Source organism: Psychrobacter sp. Cmf 22.2, assembly GCF_001921745.1.
Classification (GTDB): domain Bacteria; phylum Pseudomonadota; class Gammaproteobacteria; order Pseudomonadales; family Moraxellaceae; genus Psychrobacter.
Window position 1 is genome coordinate 134,684 of the sequence record NZ_MRYA01000006.1, and the last position, 19,039, is coordinate 153,722.

A 19,039-nucleotide genomic window follows, 5' to 3' on the forward strand; every position below is an offset into this window, starting at 1 on the left:
TAGTATAGCAATCAATCCCCATATACATGACATGTTAGCCATTTTAATTTTATGGCACTTAATTTTATAGTTTTTATTTGATAGGACGACGCTTTATGGGTCAGATAGTTGGTATTGCCATCGTTTGGTTTATTATTGAGATGCTGATATGGTATTTGCTTGCTCAGTTTATGAGTGGCTGGCTTGTATTTATGTGGTTTATTGTCGCCGCTGTCATCGGTATCTCTCTTATTCGTAAAGGTATGTCGGCTCTCAATCCGATGGCCCAACAGATGAAAGCAGGAGGTATGATGGACCCTGCCATGCGTCCGCAAGAATCGACCATGCTCAAGAGTGTGGCCATGGCAGCTGCAGGAATTTTACTATTAATTCCAGGTATTATTAGCGATGTGTTGGCGTTGCTCGTCGTACTACCTCCCGTCCAAAAGAAGCTTAAAGATATAGCTAATAACTATGTCATGAATAATCAACAAAAAATGATGGAGATGATGGCAAAACAAATGGGTGGACAGATGGGCGGTCAGAATCCGTTTGGTGGTATGGGTGGTCAAAATCCGTTTGGCGGTGCAGGCGGAATGGGCGGTCAAAATCCATTCGGACAGCAGCAACAGAATCCATTTGGTGATGTGTTTAAACAACATACTACGGTTGATGGCACAGCCAAAAATGTCCCAAAAGATGTAAAGAAAATTACTAAGTCTGCCAATGACGAATAGTTTATAGACATGACAATACAAGATTGTATAAACATCAGATATAGAAAAAGCCCCTCTTGTCCATGACAAAAGGGGCTTTTAATGGTTATAACCTAGATAGCATAACCGAATATAACAACCAGAGTGCCGCCGTAAGATGGTGACCCATGAACCGTGAAGTTCAGGGCGGATGTGTCATTGCCTCGGCAGGTTTCCTGATACACCGCAAGCGATGCAGGCATACACAATGAAGCAATAGATAGCACATCCAGGTAAAGCATTATCGGCTCAGGGAATAAACATCTACTAGCCAACACTCTAGAATATTTTTATATTAACTAATGGTATAACTGATTGCAAGCCTGATTTACAGATTAATACTTTGCCTTAATCTTTGTTTTACCTATTCATGACTTCGATTTAGTAAAAATCTAAAAAGCCCTATAGACTGGTTAAAAAATGTCGAGTTTTCAGCTATTTTGAGTTTTGTGGTAGTATAGACACTTTAATCTAATATAGCACTATAGGCGTTCATTCACTTGAGGAGCGGTAATCTATGTCCAATACGCAACAACAATCAGAATCTATCACTGACAGTCAGGCTCAGCTTAATAATCCTAACAAAAAAGTGCCCCATGTCCTTATGATATTGGATGGCTTTGGGCATCGTGAAGATGAAAAAGACAATGCTATTGCTGCTGCAAATATGCCAAATTTAGATAATATTTATCAGCAATATCCGCATGGCCTGATATCAGCTTCAGGAGAAGACGTTGGTTTACCCTATGGTCAGTTCGGTAATTCAGAAGTAGGGCATATGAACCTTGGCGCTGGCCGTGTCCTTTATCAAGATTCAACCCGTATCTCAAATGAGCTTAATAATCGCGAATTCTATAAAAATGAAGCATTGGTTGAGGCAGTGAAAGCTGCTAACGAGTTAGGTGGTAATGTCCATATCATGGGACTGCTGTCTGATGGTGGTGTGCACTCGCATCAAGATCATATCGAAGGTATGTGTCATTCTGCATTGGTACATGGTGCCAAAAACGTCTTTGTGCATTGTTTTTTAGATGGACGCGATACGCCGCCGAAGTCTGCTGATAAGTATATCAATCGTCTGCGTGACTATATTAATAAACTCAATGCACACTATGAAGGTGGCCACGTGCAGATTGCCAGTATTATCGGGCGTTACTATGCGATGGATCGTGATAACCGCTGGGATCGCGTCCAAAAAGCTTATGAGCTTATTACTGAAGGTAGGGCTGATCGCCTAGCAACGCGAGCAGATGGGGCTGTCCAAGCGGCTTATAAAGCACGTGAGACCGATGAGTTTGTTAGTCCAACGACCGTGATTGGACGTGATGAGATGCCATATACTGTTGAAGACAACGATGCGCTTATCTTTATGAACTTTCGTGCTGACCGTGCTCGCGAGCTTGCGCAAGCGTTTGTGCTACCAGACCATAAGTTTTCAGGTTTCGCTCGTCAAAAGCAACCAAAGCTTGCTGCCTTTGTGATGTTGACCAAGTACTCAGACGTCTTGGCAGATAATGCAAAAACCAGCATTGCCTATTATCCAACCTCACTAACAAATACACTGGGCGAGTATTTGCAGGATCAGGGCAAAACCCAGCTGCGTATCGCTGAAACCGAAAAGTATGCGCATGTGACTTTCTTTTTTAGTGGTGGCCGTGAAGCAGAATATGAGGGTGAAGAGCGCATTCTAGTGCCGTCTCCAGATGTAGCGACTTATGACTTAAAACCTGAGATGAGTGCCCCTGAAGTGACCGATAAATTAGTGGCTGCTATTGAGTCAGGAAAATATGACGTATTGGTTGTCAACTACGCTAATGGTGATATGGTCGGACACACGGGTATCTTTGATGCAGCGGTGAAAGCGGTGGAAGCGCTTGATGTATGTATCGGACGTATTGAATCGGCGGTACGGGCGGCGGGTGGTGATATGTTAATCACAGCAGATCATGGCAATTGCGAGCAGATGCAAGATTACGAAAGCGGGCAGGTGCATACTCAACATACAACGGAACATGTTCCTCTTATTTATGTTGGTGAGCAAAATGTACGAATACGTAGAGGCGGTAAGTTAAGCGATGTCGCACCTACTATCCTGACATTAATGGATATCGAGCCACCAGCTGAGATGACAGGTAAGAGTTTGCTGATTCCTACCTTATAACAAATGTTACTTTTTTAGAAGAAAGGGGAAGGATAGTGTTTATCTTTCCCCTTTTGTTTGCAATATTACGCTATTTTTTGGTGGAATCTTAATGCTATAGTCAGTCCTATATAACAAGTACAAAAATTATAACGCGCTACTGACATAAGTTTTGTGCCGCATCGAGCTGCGTAGGTACAGTAAGCAAGGAAAAGTTATCTTAGTAGCACTGTACTTAGTTTATACTGGATCGACTATATCTTATTATTATTGTGTTGCTGTTTTAGACCCATTAGCTCCTCTTTAGTGAGCTTGAAATCACATAACAATGATAGGGTGATACATGTTCTTTATCTTATATGAGTCCTTTTATGCTTTCGTTGTCTTCAAAACTATCAGCCATACTATTTAAGTCAAAATTGCTACCATTTGCTATCTGTGATTCTGCGCTAAAGATAGGAGTAGTTGGGGTACTTGGGATAACTGGTATCAATATACCTGTACAGGCAGCCAGCACAGAGCCTGTTGGTATGAGTATGAACACTGATAACCCTACAGCAGACCTGCAACTGATCAGTTTGAATGTTGATGAGAGTACAGTAGATGGGAAAGCAGTAGGCGTAAATGACTTAGATATTGAAGAGAATACAGTTGACCAGACAGATGATGATATAGATGCATTAGGCGATGCTGCCGCAGTCGAGACAGTAGAGGCTGATTTGACTAATATACCAGATGAAGTTGCGCAAGTGTCTTTAAACGCCATCTCTCCTGAAACCTTAAAAACCTTTGTCGCAGTGGTGGACTTAGTACGTCGTCAATATATCGATCCTGTCAACGACGAAGCGTTGTTCGATAATGCGATGAGTGGTATGTTGACTAAGCTTGATAGTCATGCTGAATTTTTGAATGCTGAAGCGTATGAAAACCTACGTGCATTTACCGAAGGTGACGTGGGAGATGTTGGTTTAAAGGCAGTATACAAACCAGATGAAGGATATTGGGTAGTGACTGATATCGTAGATGAGTCGCCTGCTGATAAAAAAGATATTACTATTGGGGATTATATTCATCAGATTGGCGAGTTTAAGATTGATGGTGATAGGCAGTCTGATGATGTAGAGCAGCTACTTAACGGGATTGCCGGCACGCAGGTTGATGTGACCGTTTCCAAAGCTGGTCGACGCAAGCGTGTTATTACATTGCAGCGCAACAATACTCATCGACAAAACATCGAGACCCGGCTTGTTGATGGTATTGCTGTTATTAAACTTCCTGCTTTTCAAAACAATACACGTGAAAAGATTTTGCAAAGCCTAACCAGTCTTGATGCGCCCGTTACCGGAGTACTGCTTGATTTGCGTGACAACCCAGGTGGCGTACTGACATCGGCTGTAAAAGTAGCCAGTTTGTTTATGAGCGATACTGACGTGGTACAGGTAAAGAGTAGACAAAGTAAGCTGCGTACCTTATCCACCCAAGACACCGCTTTACTTAAACCTTTACCCGTAGTGGTTTTACAAAATCGTTATTCTGCTTCAGCGGCAGAAGTGCTGGCAAGTAGTCTACAGACACAACAACGTGCAACTATCGTCGGTGAAGTAAGCTACGGCAAAGGATCTGTGCAATCAGTCATACCACTTAATGATGAGCAAGCCGTTAAGTTGACAGTGGCTCACTATTTAACAGCAGCAGGGAAAAAAATCGATAAGATAGGCGTACAGCCTGATATAGCTTTATCTGGCAATGAGCGTACATGGGAGCAACAGGCTATCGATATATTGCGACCGCAAGTACACTCTTCAGGACTTCATTTTGTAAAAAAAGATAATAACTATAGCATGACTGATACAGCAAAAGATGGCTTATGAGTAATGGCTCTAATCTTCATCAATCTCAAGCTTCTTCATCCGGTAGCGTAACGAGCGAAAGGTCGTACCTAACAACTCTGCTGCTTGAGTCTTGTTCCCATCGGTCTGATTGAGCGCCTTAATGATCAAACGCTTTTCTTGCTCTTGTAAATAGGCTTCTAGGCCTTTTTGAGGCAACTCAGCTTCAGAAATACTGACGAGTGAGGGTTGAGTGTTTATGTCGTCAACAAACTGTTCAGACTTACGGCGGTCTTGATTATAAACAGATGAAGTACTAACACTATCAGATTTAGAGGTGGACATCTGAAACGCTGAAGAATAGTGTTGAGTATGGGTACGATATGGATGCAAATTGTTTGAAAGATGTCCGCTATTATTATTTTTGACGCTTTGTTTGGGGCCATCAACTTGTAGTATCATAGGCTCGTCATCTACTGTAGATGCAGTACTGTTATCCTTATGATTTGCCGTATCTTTTGAGTCAGCAGTAACGCTATCGCTAAGTTCGGGCAATCCTAGATGGGTGTCATCTATCATGGTGGTTTCTGCTAGGGTAATTGCCCGTTCTAATATATTACGTAGTTCACGAACATTTCCTGCAAATTCATGATGCTGCAAGCGCTCACAAGCACTTTCAGTCAGCTGTGCTGGCGTATCTAGCTGCCACTCTTCAGATATCAGCGCTAAAAAGTGCTTGGCCAGCAAAGGGATATCGTCACGACGCGCATTGAGCATGGGAAGTTTGAGCTCAATAACATTGATTCTATAGTACAAATCCTGCCGAAACTCTCCGTCTTTTACCAATTGACTTAAGTCTTTGTGAGTGGCTGATAAGATACGAATATCTACAGGTATCTCTTTGGTGTCACCAATAGCCCGTACTGTTTTTTCTTGAATAGCGCGTAATAGCTTTACTTGCATAGCAAGTGGCAAGTCTGCAACTTCATCTAAAAATAACGTACCACCACTGGCTTGTTGAAACAAACCTTGCTTATCTGCCACTGCACCCGTGAAACTGCCTTTTTTATGTCCAAAAAACTCTGACTCCATAAGCTCAGATGGAATCGCGCCGCAGTTCACTGGGACAAAACTACCATCACGGCGCGGGCTCAAATCATGAATGAGTCTGGCGACCACTTCTTTACCCGTACCAGAAGCACCTGATAAAAATACTGGCGCTTGTGAGCGGGCAAGCTTAACGATGGTTGTTTTTAGAGTTTGCATAACAGCAGAATTGCCGATAAGACGACTGTCTAGTAGCTGCTGCTCTGGCGTAACCTCATCAGTTTCTTGAACACCTTCGTCCTGATGAATAACTTTAAGAGCGTTTTCGACCAGTTGGCGTAGACGTGGTAACTCAAGTGGCTTATTCACAAAATCAAAAGCGCCGATTTTAAGTGCTTCGATAGCCAAATCCATACTACCGTGGGCGGTGATGACAGCAACAGGTGTATTAGAGCTACTACTAATCTGCTTGACCAGCTCCAATCCTGAGCCATCTGGTAACTGCAAATCCGTTAAGCAAAAGTCATAATGGTTACTTTCTAGACAAGATTTTGCCTGTGATAGGCTATAAGCTACATCACTTTTGATGCCCATTTTTGTCAGCGTAATTTGCATAAGTCGGCATAAATCTACTTCATCATCGACGACTAGCGCGATTGCTGTCATACATAACCTCATGATTGCTTAATTGATACAAATGACTAAACGAATATTTATTATAAATAAATAGAAAGCCTTTATCTGTAAGACTTTTCATCTTCGTTAACTGTACATGTGCGTTGTGTTTATTACGGATAAAAATCAATATGCTATTGGTATAAATATTACTGACATCTCCAGCTTTAATATTCGTCATCCCAAACTTCTTCTGAACAAGAGCCGGTCGGTATGATCAAACGAAAACAGGTTTTTTCGTGCTCAGCGACATAAAGTAGCCTTGCATGATTGGCTTCACTAAAGGCTTGCGACAAATAAAGCCCCAGTCCCGTACCTGCTTTATCAGTCGTAAAAAATGGATCAAATAAATGCTCTACATCAGCTGGAGCGACGCCTTCACCTTCATTCAAAACATCGATTATAACATCGTTCTGCACGCAGTATATTTCAATCTCAGCGTAAGCATACGGATGTATAAGACCGCAGTAACGCAAACCGTTATTGATCAAGTTAATCAGTATTTGCTCTAATTGATGAGTATCAAACTGTATTACGGGATGAGAGGTATCATGCAAAAAAATATCATTGCCACGAAAGTAGTTTTCTAAAAATTGTGGCATCCAAGTCTCAAGCTCTATGGTCTGTTTATTAGAGCGCTGCTGACGTGATAGTTTTAGCACGTCTTCAATGATGCGATTAACACGTTTGGTTTGTGCAAATATCATCTTATATAGCTCGTTATTGCCATTGGTATCCATGGCAGCTTGACTCTCGCTATTGTCTGAGTCAGTTATATCATTCATGTCTTCCATCAATAACTGACTGGCCTGTGAGATAGCAGCAAGCGGATTGCGAATCTCATGCGCAATACTGGCCGTTAGCTGTCCTAAAGAGGCCAGTTTTAGTTGTTGAGCATTGGCTTGTTCACGGCGCAAATCTTCAAACAATATGAGTTGACTACCGTCGTTTAGTGGGATCACTTGTACGCGCAGTTTGTTTGTAATAGAAGCAGTGGCTGCTTCAGGCAATTCGTAAACAAAGTTTCTTGATTGATTAGTAGGGACAGATAGGCAACTATTGAGTAGGGCTCTATGTTGATGAGCCAAGGCCTGTTGAAAGGCATACAACGGATTATGATGGTTTTTAAAACTACGCTGCTGCTGCCTAATAGTCGGTTTGGCATCACCATAACTAGAAGATACTTCTGTGAACGGCGATGTTTGGGTCTCAGGAATACCTAATAGCTGGTAAGTTGCATGATTGGCCAATACAATATGCTGCTTATCAATCACCATAACGCCATTGAGCATTTGACTAATAACTTCTTGGTTAATCGTATTGAGACGCTCTACCTCCTCTGCTTGGCGCGTTATAAATCTTTCGACGTGCACCAAACGCTGAGATATTGACCAACTCAAAAAACCAACCGCCAAAAAGCTGGCTGACATTAGTAGGGCATCTCCTAAGTTGGTGAGACTCATACTATTGGCAATCGCATGAAAAAACTGCTGATAAATAACAAATAAAATCGCCAGTAATGTAATGACGAGAGCTTGTGAGCTACGCAGCAACATAAAACTTGCTGCTACAACAACCATATATAGCATCGTCAATTGTAAGTCTGGCGCACCGTTGGTGTATAACAATAAACTTAATACAATGACATCAATGCCCAAACCAAACACTAACTGGCGTTGTAATTGCTTGGTAGCAACTAAGAATAAACTGAGCAAAATCAGACTAAGAATGACGTAAAACCCAAGAGCGGTTTGTTGCAATAAGCTTGGTAATAATAAATTGGTGTCAGCTTTAATATTGGCGTATGCCATCAGTAATAAAAATGCACTAACCACCAAACGATAACCATTATAGATTATCCCAAGCTTACGTAACTGTGAGACAGGTAGGGTGTTATCCTGCTTTAGAGACTGCAGTATGGCGTTAAAGGTTTTAAAAGCAGGTTTCATAAAATAACCGAAGGGGAGGAGTAAAGATCAATAGACCAGTTAAAATTACACATGGCTTTGGCATTAAGGCTGAATCAGCCCATGGCGAATGGCTAGATGAGTCAATTTAACATCACTATCTACGCCAACTTTTTCATAAATACGGTAGCGATAGGTATTAATGGTCTTTACACTTACAAATAATTGGTCTGCAATTTGTTGGGGACTTTGACAGTTAACAACCATCATAGCGACCTGTTTTTCGCGATCACTTAGTAAGTCAAAAGGCGAGGAGGCCTTATCCGATAACAATACTTCTGCTAGCTGCTCGGCAACGTCATGGCTAAAATAACGTCCGCCTTGGTATATTTTTTTGATGCCGCGTATCATCTCATCAAGCGGTGTACCCTTAGTGATATAACCATTAACCCCAGCTTTAAGGAGCATCGATGGGTAAGGCTGCGCTGACATACTACTTACTGCTAGTATTTTTATCCCCATGTCTAATTGCACTAGACGCTTTGTCGCTTCAAGTCCTCCAATGTTTGGCATATTGACATCTAATAGAACCACATCTGGACTAAGCTGCTTAGCAAGTTTTAATGCCATGTCACCACTATCAGCTTCACCCACTACTTCAATATCTGCACTGTCAGATAACATTCGACTGATACCCATCCGTACCAAATCATGATCATCTACTACTAATACTCGAATCATAGTTATACTCTTTACTAGTTTTACTATTTGATAGTTTAATACGCATTGAGATAGCCAACTACTGATGAGAACTGGCTATGAGATAAATATGTTATTTAATAGTGACTTATCCTATATAGTTTAGTACAAGTATTTTATTTTACATCGATGTTGCTATTTATAATAATCTTGTTTTATAGTGACTTATACAAAATTGCTTGTTTCACAATGACAATACTTACTAATAACAATGTAGAAAACCCTCTATTTAAAGCAGAGATGAACTATAACAAATATTTCTTGAGTGTTGAGTACTATTACTTAAACTTAAAGCAATTGTAATAATCTTTATATATATACAAAAAAATCTTATGAAGTCAGCTTGATACGTTAAACTTATGTACAAACCATGATACACTAAAAGTACAAAAACTCTATACGAGTGTCTACAAACACCATCAAAAACGCTACGTTAATCAGTTGTGCATACTAATATGCAATTGATGTAAGACCAATAGCAGGGGGAAGAATGAAACATTTACCATTAACCAAACAGCAACTGGTTGCTGCCATGATTTCATTAAGCTTAGGCAGTGCAGCACAAGCGGCGCTAAGTATTAATGGTAGCCCTGCTGAGTCTAGTGCACGTGTCAGTTGGGGCGGCGCTGATAGCTTATCAGAAGCACGCAACATTATGTATAGCTCTAAAAGTGCTTCTACGCCTATCAAAAAAATCGATAATGGTTATGGTACTACTAGTATTACTAACTCTAACAGCTATGGTAGTAGCAGCAACCGATATAACACTACTTACCGTGGTAGTTTTGGTAGCAGTAGCATGATTCCGATCAGCACTGATTCACGTAGTGTGGCAGTTATCGATGCTGAAACTGGTGAATCTATTTATGAAAAAGATGCAGATATTGCTCGTCCTATGGCCAGTATTACTAAGGTAATGACGGCAATGGTTGTGCTAGATGCTGGTCTTGATATGCGTGAAGAAATTACGCTTGATCCAGAGGATTTTGTAGGTCCTAAACGTGCAAGCTCGCGCTTAAAGTCAGGCGATCGTATGAATCGTGCTGAACTATTACTTATGTCTTTGATGAAATCAGAAAATCCTGCTGCAAAAAGCTTAGCGCGCAATTATCCAGGTGGTTATAACGCTTTTATACGTGCAATGAATCGTAAAGCTCAAGAGTTAGGAATGACAACAGCATTCTTCGGTGATCCAACAGGGCTTGATAAGCGCAATGTTGCCTCGTCAAATGATTTGGTAAAAATGGTACGTGCGGCGGGTAATTATGATGTTATTCGTCGTTTTTCTACCACCAAAAGCTATGACTTCTTTGTGGCCAATTACTCAAGTGGCAACCGTACTTATAAAGCCAATAATACCAGCAGCCTTGTCCGTTCAGGTAATTATCCAATTGGTATTTCTAAAACAGGCTTCATTAATGAAGCGGGTCGTTGCGTGGTCATGGAAACCCGTGTCAACAACCGCCCTGCTATCATTGTGATTCTAGGCGCTAATAGTTCAGCGACTCGCTGGGGCGATGCTAAAAATATCTTAACCAGTTTAGCCACGCGTCAGACAGTATAAAGTGCTGATATAAACGGTTATAAAGCTTGTAGTTTGTAGACAATAAAGGGCTGTTATCTAAGATAACGGTCTTTTTTTGTATTCATTGAACCTAAGGATAAGTGATGACTAAAATATCAACTCCAAACAAACCAAAAAATACACCAAAAACAGGACCTATGCTGTATCTGCTGACTAATGATGATGAGTTCGATCTGCTTTATGCCAAATTAACGGTGGCTCTGGCGACAGGTACGATAGGGTTGTTACAAATCAGAAGAAAGCAGGTGTTAGCGCAGCCAAATGGTCAAGAGAAGCTGTATGCTGAAGCGGTAAAAATAGTCGCTTTAGCTGAGCGTTACAAAGTGCCAGTCATTATAAACGATGATCTTGCGTTGGCAGCCAAGCTTGGCGTAGGGGTGCATCTTGGACAACAAGATGGTGCTATTAGCGAAGCTAGACAACAACTAAAAACCAATCAAATCATTGGTCGCACTTGTCATGGAGATGTAACACTCATTAAAAAAGCCATATATTCAGGCGTAACTTATATTGCTATGGGTGCTATATTTGCCTCATCGACTAAACCTAAAGCCGATACCATTACTCGACAACAACTTATCGATGGTTGCCAACAAGCTGCTGACAATAAAACTGACGTTTGTATCATTGGGGGACTAACGGCTGAAAACATTCATCAATTAAAAGGACTGCCTATTGCCTATGTTGCCGTCGTTGGTGATATTATGGATCTGCCTATACAGTCGATAGAGGAGCGTTGTCAAAAGTGGCAACAGGCACTTACCAACTGGTAAATACCTGTCTAAAAGTTCAATAAGGCGTTATACAAAAAGCCTATTCAGCATGCTTCATACATAATGTCGCATATGGTAATGCTTCTAAGCGTTTTTCTTCTATTGGTTCACCGCACACTTCGCATTCACCATAAGTACCGTTTTCGATACGGCTTAATGCGTTTTCGACATAAATAAGACTTTGCCTTGCTTCACTCAATAAATTTTTTCGCATGTCGTTTTGTCGGTACGATATGGCTTGATCTTCCCAATGCTCGTTCAAACTGTCTTGTGGATGTTGAATATGATCTTCGATTTTATCGATCCGAGTTTCATACTCTTCTTTTAATTTTAGTAATTCTTGTTTGGCAGCGTCAAAATCAATGCTCATTATATTCTCCAAATGGGTTATTGTTATTTTCTATTTTATAAAGCTATTATCTATAAAACTATTACCTATAAAAAGAGGACGGTAAAGTTTTCTGTAAATAGATAGTCTCCTATATTAAGTTGATCGATGAATCAGTGCCACCACGAAATGTTACTAACTCTTCAAGACATCTTGTGATTATGACTACTGATTGCATATATATTCTCAATAATGAATATTAAATGTTTGTAGTGGTGAATTTTTGTGAAGAATTTACGGTTAAGCTTGTTTTTTGCCTAGAATGAATGCGCTCTATTGTATAAACTACGGCTCATACAGTAATAGCAGTTAAATTAATTTGTTAAAACGGTAGATAAAATAATCAATGTAGCCTAGGAGCGATAATGAATTTTTTACGTATGAGTGAGCTGACCTTAACAGATAAAGTAGTGTTGATCCGAGAAGATCTTAATGTACCTATTAAAGATGGCAAAGTAGCGAGCGATGCACGTTTGCAGGCCAGCTTACCAACTATCAAGATGGCGTTAGATAAGGGAGCATCTGTCATTGTATGTTCACATCTAGGTCGTCCAACAGAAGGCGCTCCTGAATCGAAATACTCTCTTGCGCCAGTCGCTGAGTATTTAACGGCCAATCTAGCAGGACAAATAAAGCAGCCAGTGACGCTTAGCAATGACTACCTTAATCAAGGCGTAGATATTACAGCTGGTGAAGTGGTTTTATTAGAAAATGTCCGTTTTAATAAAGGCGAAAAAAACAATGAGACTACGCTGGCAGAAGCTTATGCCAGTTTATGTGACATATTTGTGATGGATGCATTTGGCACGGCTCATCGGGCGCAAGCTTCTACTGAAGGTGTGACTCAAGCCATGCGTCAAGCTAATAAGACGGTATGTGCCGGTCCATTACTCGCAGCTGAGCTAGATGCATTAAGTTTAGCGCTTGAGACCCCAGCCCAGCCTATGTTAGCCATTGTTGGTGGCTCTAAAGTATCTACCAAGCTTGAAGTTCTTCATAGCTTGGCTGATATTTGTGACCAGATTATTGTTGGCGGCGGTATAGCAAATACTTTTTTGGCAGCGCAAGGCCACAGCGTAGGTGCATCGCTATATGAAGCAGACTTAGTCGATACAGCTCATCAAATCATGACTAAGACTGATATCTTACTGCCTGAATTTGTGATTGTTGCTGATAAAAACGACATTAATTTTGATGATTTTATAGGCTCATTACAGCAAGCAAAAGCCACTGTTAAAGCGGTGAGTGATATCGGTGCCGACGATATGATATTAGATATTGCGCCGCAAAGTGCTAAGCAGCTGGCTGATGCCATTATCAACGCCAAAACTATTTTATGGAATGGTCCGGTTGGTGTGTTTGAAGTAGACGCTTTTGGTGCTGGTACTGAGATTTTAGCGCGAGCAGTACAAGACAGTGATGGGTTTTCGATAGCGGGTGGGGGTGATACTCTGGCAGCCATTGATAAATATCAGGTAGCGGATGGGGTAAGCTATATGTCGACAGGCGGCGGTGCGTTTTTAGAGTTTGTTGAGGGTAAAGTTTTACCTGCCGTAGCTGCCTTACAAATTGCAGAAAAATAATTGTTTAAGACAGACGGCCCTAAAACAAGTATAAAAGGTAACAGTATTATTGCTATATAATTACCAAATATTAATATAAGTCACGCTGGTAGTAACACTACATGTACAAATAGGATTTAACATTTAAGGTAGTCTATATGGATATTATCAACTATCAACATGCTTTAACGATAATAATAAGTATGTGAAGTTGATAATTGAGGATTATTATTAAGCAGTTATTATTTGTTAATATACTGAAAATTATTATTGCATGTGTTATTTGCTACCTATAAAATAGCGCCACCATGTATTTTGACATGCATTATTTATGAGGGGTTTATTATGTTAAAACGTCATTTGTTACTTGCTAGTGTTCTTGCTGGTACGTTTGCAGTCACTGCGTGTAGCCAACAAACTGAAGAGCAAACAGAAGCTGCGGTTGAATCTGCTGGTGATGACATCGCTGTTAATGCAGAAGAAGCTACTAATGAGACTGAAGCTGCTGCCCAAGAAGCTGAAGTAGCCGCTCAAGAAGCTGGTACAGAAGTCGCTGAGGGTGCTGAAACAGCTGGTGCTGCTGCTACCAATGCACTAGAAAACACTGGTGATGCTATCGCTGAAGGCACAAACGAAGTCGTTGAAGGTACTGCTGCAGCAGTATCTGAAGGTGCTGACGCTGTCGCTGATGGCGCAAACGAAGTTGAAGTTGAAGCTGAGCAACAATACTAAGCAAGTAGATAGTCAGTTTATTGATTACTGAGAGATGAATTACTGAGTTATAATTAATAGACGGATACTTGTTCTATAAGCCCTAAAAAACTTAAATAAGCCTTGATTGTAATCAGGGCTTTTTTGTGTCTGCTATTTGACATAAGCTACGCAAGCTAGATTGACGTAGATGCCAGTGACTTATGAAATGTTACTTGGAAAACTGGCTAGATAAATAAATACTGATGCAACTGCTACGAGGCAGAGGGAATTTTTGCTATAATCACCCCGCTATAATTTGGGTAGGTAAACCCAGTGGTTATTCTTTATGGCTACAGTTTGCGTTTAGCAACGAGTAACCACTAAATGGAATTCAATTCTTTGGATTTACTTTATTTTGTAGTATAACCCTCATACTAAATGAGTGATACTTTTGCAGTTTTTAATAACGTTATTATTTTAAAACCAATCAGAGAGCTTTTTATGGCCTTAATCTCCTTACGTCAACTTTTAGATCATGCCGCTGAGCATAACTACGGTGTGCCTGCATTTAACGTAAATAATTTGGAGCAGATGCGAGCGATTATGATGGCTGCCGATGCTTGTGACTCGCCTGTCATCGTACAAGCCAGTGCGGGCGCTCGTAAATATGCAGGCTCGGCGTTTTTGCGTCATCTGATTATCGCTGCTATCGAAGAATGGCCTCATATTCCAGTCGTTATGCATCAAGACCATGGTATGTCACCAGCCATCTGCCAGCGTTCAATTCAGCTTGGATTTTCTTCAGTTATGATGGATGGCTCACTGGGTGAAGATGGTAAAACGCCGATGGATTATGACTATAATGCGAGTGTAACGCGTGAAGTCGTCAAGCTTGCTCATGCTTGCGGTGTCTCTGTAGAGGGTGAGATTGGTTGCCTAGGCAGTCTTGAGACTGGTATGGCGGGCGAAGAAGACGGCTCAGGTGCAGAAGGCGTTCTTGATCATGAGCAGCTGTTGACCAGTGCAGATGAAGCTGAACAGTTTGTCAAAGATACCAATGTTGATGCATTAGCGATTGCAATTGGTACCAGTCATGGTGCTTATAAATTTACGCGTCCGCCCACAGGCGATATTTTATCTATTGAGCGTGTAAAAGAGATTCATGCCCGTATACCCAATACTCACCTCGTCATGCATGGCTCTTCATCAGTACCGCAAGAATGGTTAAAAGTCATCAACGAGAATGGTGGTGATATCGGCGAAACTTACGGCGTGCCAGTTGAGCAGATTGTAGAAGCCATCAAGCATGGTGTGCGTAAGGTAAATATCGATACTGACTTACGTCTAGCATCGACAGGTGCTATCCGTGAATACTTGACAAACAATCCTAGTGAGTTTGATCCACGTAAATATTTTAAAGCTTCTATGGTTGCAATGTCAGATATCTGTAGTAACCGCTTTGAAGCCTTCGGTTCTGCGGGTCAAGCGCATAAAATCCGTCCGATCAGCCTTGAAGGTATGGTTGATTTTTACCAATAAGCTAACTTATTGAAAAGTTTGGTTTAGGATTTGCTTAGGGGGCAGTAGTTGTACGTATACTAATGCTCCTTATATAAAAGTTTCTTATACAAGTGTTTATGACAGGTGAGCTACTATGATTGGACTGATTACTGGGCAAGTACAATATTTAATGGCGCCAACAGCTTGTATTATGACAGCATCTGGTGTGGGCTATGATATCGAGCTGCCATTACCCTCATTTTGTCAGTTACAATTGGAGCAGCAAGCGAGCATTTGGACGCACTTTCATGTACGAGAGGATGCACAGTTGCTATATGGCTTTATCGATCGAAAAGAGCGTGATGTCTTTCGTCAGCTTATCAAGATTAATGGGGTTGGCGCCAAGATGGCGCTTGCCATGCTGTCTGCTATGTCAGCAGCTGAGCTAAAGATGCATGTTGCGCAGGACTCAGAAACTGCGCTTACTCGTATACCAGGTATCGGCAAAAAGACAGCCCAGCGCTTACTAATTGAGCTTAAAGATAAGCTCAAAAACATCGAAGTCGATGATAGTAATTTGGAGTTTGATATTCAGCCAGTAACGGTAACGCATGAAGGAAGCATCATCGCTGAGGTGGAAGGCGCACTGATTAGCTTGGGTTATAAAGAAAAAGAAGCCCAGCAGGCGATTAAGGCTGCCAAAAGTAACGGTGATGTCTTTGCTGATACGCAAAGCTTGTTAAAAGCTACCTTGCAGCAGTTATCTGGTTTTTAGACTGCTCATCTTACATATACAGCTACCTATAGATAAGCGACACTAGTTGTCGCTTATTTTCGTTTTAATGCGTAATTTAAAACGTTTTACATGACTTATCCGCTAGGTTTGGTTATGCTGTTTGTTGCCTTTACATTGTTTATCTTTTTAATATAATGATAGAACCTATGATGCAAGACCGCTTAATTAATCCGCTAGAAGGAGGAGATGATGCTCCTGATAGCAATATTCGTCCTTCGCTTTTGTCTGAATATATTGGTCAGCCAGTCGTGCGCGAACAGATGGAAGTTTTTATTGGTGCCGCGCGAGGTCGTGATGAAGCACTAGATCATACTTTGATTTTTGGTCCGCCTGGTCTGGGTAAGACGACGCTTGCTAATATTATTGCTCGTGAAATGGGTGGTAATCTGCGCTCGACATCAGGACCTGTGCTTGAGCGTCCAGGTGACCTGGCCGCTATGCTAACCAATTTGGAAGCTGGTGATGTACTATTTATTGATGAAATTCACCGTTTAAGCTCAGTCATTGAAGAGATACTATATCCTGCAATGGAGGACTTTCAGCTTGATATTATGATTGGCGAAGGCCCTGCAGCACGCTCTATCAAACTTGATTTGCCGCCCTTTACTTTGGTCGCAGCGACGACGCGAGCAGGGCTTTTGACTTCACCACTGCGTGATCGCTTCGGTATCGTTCAGCGCCTTGAATTTTATAATATTGCTGATCTGACGACTATTGTAAGCCGAGCGGCGCGCCTGATGCGTGTGTCAATGAGCGAAGATGGTGCTATCGAGATTGCACGCCGTGCGCGAGGTACGCCAAGGATTGCTAATCGCTTATTGCGACGAGTACGTGATTATGCTGAAGTAAGAGGGGATGGCAGTATCAACGGTATTATCGCTGCTAGTGCGCTAGATATGCTAGCAGTCGATCGGCGCGGTTTAGATCATCTTGATAGGCGTTATATCGAAATCTTGCATGAACGTTTTGACGGTGGTCCGGCAGGCGTGGAAGCAGTGGCAGCTGCCATGGCAGAAGATCGCGGCACCCTTGAAGATGTGATTGAGCCCTATTTGATTCAGCAAGGTTATGTATTACGTACCGCTCGTGGCCGAATATTAACTCAAGTGGCAATTGATCAGATACAGTAGAAACCATCTGACCGCTTGAATGAAAAATGCGCCGACTTTATGGATAAAAGTCGGCGCATTTTTTGTGTAAGCTTATTTTATACTTCTACTGCTTGAGGTGTTTCTATTACTAAAGGCTGAGGCCAGATTTTACCAGGGTTTAGGATGTTGTTTGGATCAAGAGCGGACTTGATGGCTTGCATAAGCGGTATGGCGTTGCCATGTTCTTGATCCATGTATTTTTGCTTACCTTGACCGATGCCATGTTCACCAGTACAAGTGCCATCCATCTCGATAGCACGTATAGCCAACCGTCCGATGATCTCGTCAGCTTTGGCAGTCTCTACTGGATCATCATTATCAACCAACAATAAAACATGGAAATTGCCATCGCCAACATGACCGACCATAGGGCCAATCATTCCAGCGTCTGCAATGTCTTTTGCAGTGGCGCTTACGCATTCAGCCAAGCGTGAAATAGGCACACAGGCATCAGTCGATAACGCTTTTGCTTCTGGTCGCAAGGCTGAGCTGGCATGATAAGCATTGTGGCGCGCTTGCCACAGACGTTTGCGCTCAGCTTCATTAGTATCCCAAACAAAGTCAGTACCGCCAAACTCTTCGATAATATCATTAAAAGTCTGTGCTTGTTCGCGTACGCTCGCTTCAGTCCCATGAAACTCTACAAACAAGGTAGGTGTCTCAAGTAGATCAAGATTTGCGTATTGGTTGCAGGCCTTTACTTGTAAAGCATCAAGCAATTCGATTCGAGCAATAGGTAAGCACATCTGAATGGTAAGCATGACGGCCTGACAGGCCTCTTCAATCGTTGGAAAATGACAAAGACCACTACCAACACATTCACTAAGCCCAAACAGTTTGAGTGTGACTTCGGTGACGATACCAAGCGTACCTTCAGAACCTATCATTAAGCGCGTCAGATCATAACCTGCAGCCGACTTTTTGGCACGCGTACCAGTTCGTACGATCTCTCCATTCGCTGTCACCACTTCAAGTGCCAGTACCACATCTTTCATCGTGCCATAGCGTACTGCGTTAGTACCTGAAGCGCGGGTTGCAACCATACCGCCGATACTAGCATTGGCGCCTGGGTCTATGGGGAAAAATAAACCTGTATCACGTAAATAATGATTCAGCTGTTCACGTGTAACACCAGGCTGTACAGTCACTGTCAAATCTTCGTTATTGACTTGCAAGATAGCATCTAGCGCATGCATATCGATTGAAAGTCCGCCATAAGGAGCATTTAATTGGCCCTCAAGCGATGAGCCAATACCAAAAGCAATCACTGGCATTTTATGCTGGTTGCAAATCGCGACCGCTTTAGCAACGTCATGCTTATCTTGCGCTGTCAGCACGGCATCTGGTGGCTGGTTGGCAAGCCATGTCATGGTATGGCCATGTTGTTCGCGGACCGTCGGATTGATACTGAGCTGCTCGCCAAACTGAGCTTGTAGCTCACTAATAGCGGCACTATAGTCCGGTTTAGTAGGTGTGGTATTAACTTGAGAGCTGATCATA

15 protein-coding genes and 1 other RNA gene are annotated in these 19,039 nt (G+C 41.9%); 10 read left to right on the forward strand and 6 right to left on the reverse strand.

Annotation, left to right across the window (positions count from 1 at the left end; genetic code table 11):
• Positions 1-95 precede the first annotated feature (95 nt).
• Complete coding sequence (locus BTV98_RS11010; RefSeq protein WP_058368405.1) at positions 96-716, forward strand: FxsA family protein; 621 nt, start codon at positions 96-98, stop codon at positions 714-716.
• Positions 717-827: 111 nt separating this feature from the next.
• Here the strand turns inward: BTV98_RS11010 and ssrS are convergent.
• A non-coding RNA gene (ssrS, locus tag BTV98_RS11015) (6S RNA) lies at positions 828-1,023 on the reverse strand.
• A gap of 228 nt (positions 1,024-1,251) precedes the next feature.
• Here ssrS and gpmI point away from each other — a divergent pair.
• The gene (gene gpmI, locus BTV98_RS11020; protein WP_058368406.1) at positions 1,252-2,895 is read left to right on the forward strand and encodes a 2,3-bisphosphoglycerate-independent phosphoglycerate mutase; all 1,644 of its coding nucleotides are present in this window, start codon (positions 1,252-1,254) and stop codon (positions 2,893-2,895) included.
• Positions 2,896-3,245: 350 nt separating this feature from the next.
• Complete coding sequence (locus BTV98_RS11025) at positions 3,246-4,745, forward strand: S41 family peptidase (RefSeq protein ID WP_256713900.1); 1,500 nt, start codon at positions 3,246-3,248, stop codon at positions 4,743-4,745.
• 9 nt (positions 4,746-4,754) lie between these two features.
• Here BTV98_RS11025 and BTV98_RS11030 read toward each other — a convergent pair whose 3' ends face one another.
• From BTV98_RS11030 to BTV98_RS11045, 3 genes are all read right to left on the reverse strand, one after another.
• Positions 4,755-6,416, reverse strand: a complete 1,662-nt coding sequence (locus BTV98_RS11030; RefSeq protein ID WP_058368407.1) for a sigma-54 dependent transcriptional regulator — start codon at positions 6,414-6,416, stop codon at positions 4,755-4,757.
• A 176-nt stretch (positions 6,417-6,592) separates the two neighbouring features.
• Positions 6,593-8,374 (reverse strand): PAS domain-containing sensor histidine kinase, encoded by a 1,782-nt coding sequence (locus BTV98_RS11040; RefSeq protein ID WP_075103607.1) that lies wholly within the window; start codon positions 8,372-8,374, stop codon positions 6,593-6,595.
• A gap of 63 nt (positions 8,375-8,437) precedes the next feature.
• Entirely contained in the window at positions 8,438-9,073 is a 636-nt protein-coding gene (locus BTV98_RS11045; protein ID WP_058368410.1) for a response regulator, read from the reverse strand.
• A 508-nt stretch (positions 9,074-9,581) separates the two neighbouring features.
• Here BTV98_RS11045 and BTV98_RS11050 point away from each other — a divergent pair.
• Together BTV98_RS11050 and BTV98_RS11055 are read left to right on the forward strand one after the other, a co-directional pair.
• Positions 9,582-10,655, forward strand: coding sequence for a serine hydrolase (locus BTV98_RS11050; RefSeq protein WP_058368411.1), 1,074 nt, complete (start codon positions 9,582-9,584; stop codon positions 10,653-10,655).
• Between the two features lie 104 nt (positions 10,656-10,759).
• A complete protein-coding gene (locus tag BTV98_RS11055) occupies positions 10,760-11,449 on the forward strand; it encodes a thiamine phosphate synthase (RefSeq protein ID WP_058368412.1) in 690 nt (229 codons plus the stop codon).
• A 40-nt stretch (positions 11,450-11,489) separates the two neighbouring features.
• Here BTV98_RS11055 and BTV98_RS11060 read toward each other — a convergent pair whose 3' ends face one another.
• Positions 11,490-11,819: a TraR/DksA C4-type zinc finger protein gene (locus BTV98_RS11060; protein ID WP_075103608.1), complete on the reverse strand. Its 330-nt coding sequence runs from the start codon at positions 11,817-11,819 to the stop codon at positions 11,490-11,492.
• A 383-nt stretch (positions 11,820-12,202) separates the two neighbouring features.
• Between BTV98_RS11060 and BTV98_RS11065 the strand changes: the two genes are divergently transcribed.
• From BTV98_RS11065 to ruvB, 5 genes are all read left to right on the forward strand, one after another.
• Complete coding sequence (locus BTV98_RS11065; protein ID WP_058368413.1) at positions 12,203-13,420, forward strand: phosphoglycerate kinase; 1,218 nt, start codon at positions 12,203-12,205, stop codon at positions 13,418-13,420.
• Positions 13,421-13,744: 324 nt separating this feature from the next.
• Positions 13,745-14,131, forward strand: coding sequence for a hypothetical protein (locus BTV98_RS11070; protein WP_058368414.1), 387 nt, complete (start codon positions 13,745-13,747; stop codon positions 14,129-14,131).
• 462 nt (positions 14,132-14,593) lie between these two features.
• Positions 14,594-15,631: a class II fructose-bisphosphate aldolase gene (fba, locus tag BTV98_RS11075; protein WP_075103620.1), complete on the forward strand. Its 1,038-nt coding sequence runs from the start codon at positions 14,594-14,596 to the stop codon at positions 15,629-15,631.
• 115 nt (positions 15,632-15,746) lie between these two features.
• Positions 15,747-16,367 (forward strand): Holliday junction branch migration protein RuvA, encoded by a 621-nt coding sequence (gene ruvA / locus BTV98_RS11080; protein ID WP_058368415.1) that lies wholly within the window; start codon positions 15,747-15,749, stop codon positions 16,365-16,367.
• 170 nt (positions 16,368-16,537) lie between these two features.
• Complete coding sequence (gene ruvB / locus BTV98_RS11085; protein WP_058368417.1) at positions 16,538-17,518, forward strand: Holliday junction branch migration DNA helicase RuvB; 981 nt, start codon at positions 16,538-16,540, stop codon at positions 17,516-17,518.
• Between the two features lie 77 nt (positions 17,519-17,595).
• On the opposite strand, the gene BTV98_RS11090 is transcribed toward ruvB, so the two are convergent.
• Positions 17,596-19,038 carry an FAD-binding oxidoreductase gene (locus BTV98_RS11090; RefSeq protein ID WP_075103609.1) on the reverse strand — a complete coding sequence of 481 codons (1,443 nt, stop codon included), beginning with the start codon at positions 19,036-19,038 and terminating at the stop codon, positions 17,596-17,598.
• Between the last annotated feature and the right edge of the window lies 1 nt (position 19,039).

Coding starts and splice junctions, on each gene's coding strand:
- BTV98_RS11010 (WP_058368405.1), top strand. CDS start 96: ATGGGTCAGATAGTTGGTATTGCCATCGTTTGGTTTATTATTGAGATG.
- gpmI (WP_058368406.1), top strand. CDS start 1,252: ATGTCCAATACGCAACAACAATCAGAATCTATCACTGACAGTCAGGCT.
- BTV98_RS11025 (WP_256713900.1), top strand. CDS start 3,246: ATGCTTTCGTTGTCTTCAAAACTATCAGCCATACTATTTAAGTCAAAA.
- BTV98_RS11030 (WP_058368407.1), bottom strand. CDS start 6,416: ATGACAGCAATCGCGCTAGTCGTCGATGATGAAGTAGATTTATGCCGA.
- BTV98_RS11040 (WP_075103607.1), bottom strand. CDS start 8,374: ATGAAACCTGCTTTTAAAACCTTTAACGCCATACTGCAGTCTCTAAAG.
- BTV98_RS11045 (WP_058368410.1), bottom strand. CDS start 9,073: ATGATTCGAGTATTAGTAGTAGATGATCATGATTTGGTACGGATGGGT.
- BTV98_RS11050 (WP_058368411.1), top strand. CDS start 9,582: ATGAAACATTTACCATTAACCAAACAGCAACTGGTTGCTGCCATGATT.
- BTV98_RS11055 (WP_058368412.1), top strand. CDS start 10,760: ATGACTAAAATATCAACTCCAAACAAACCAAAAAATACACCAAAAACA.
- BTV98_RS11060 (WP_075103608.1), bottom strand. CDS start 11,819: ATGAGCATTGATTTTGACGCTGCCAAACAAGAATTACTAAAATTAAAA.
- BTV98_RS11065 (WP_058368413.1), top strand. CDS start 12,203: ATGAATTTTTTACGTATGAGTGAGCTGACCTTAACAGATAAAGTAGTG.
- BTV98_RS11070 (WP_058368414.1), top strand. CDS start 13,745: ATGTTAAAACGTCATTTGTTACTTGCTAGTGTTCTTGCTGGTACGTTT.
- fba (WP_075103620.1), top strand. CDS start 14,594: ATGGCCTTAATCTCCTTACGTCAACTTTTAGATCATGCCGCTGAGCAT.
- ruvA (WP_058368415.1), top strand. CDS start 15,747: ATGATTGGACTGATTACTGGGCAAGTACAATATTTAATGGCGCCAACA.
- ruvB (WP_058368417.1), top strand. CDS start 16,538: ATGCAAGACCGCTTAATTAATCCGCTAGAAGGAGGAGATGATGCTCCT.
- BTV98_RS11090 (WP_075103609.1), bottom strand. CDS start 19,038: ATGATCAGCTCTCAAGTTAATACCACACCTACTAAACCGGACTATAGT.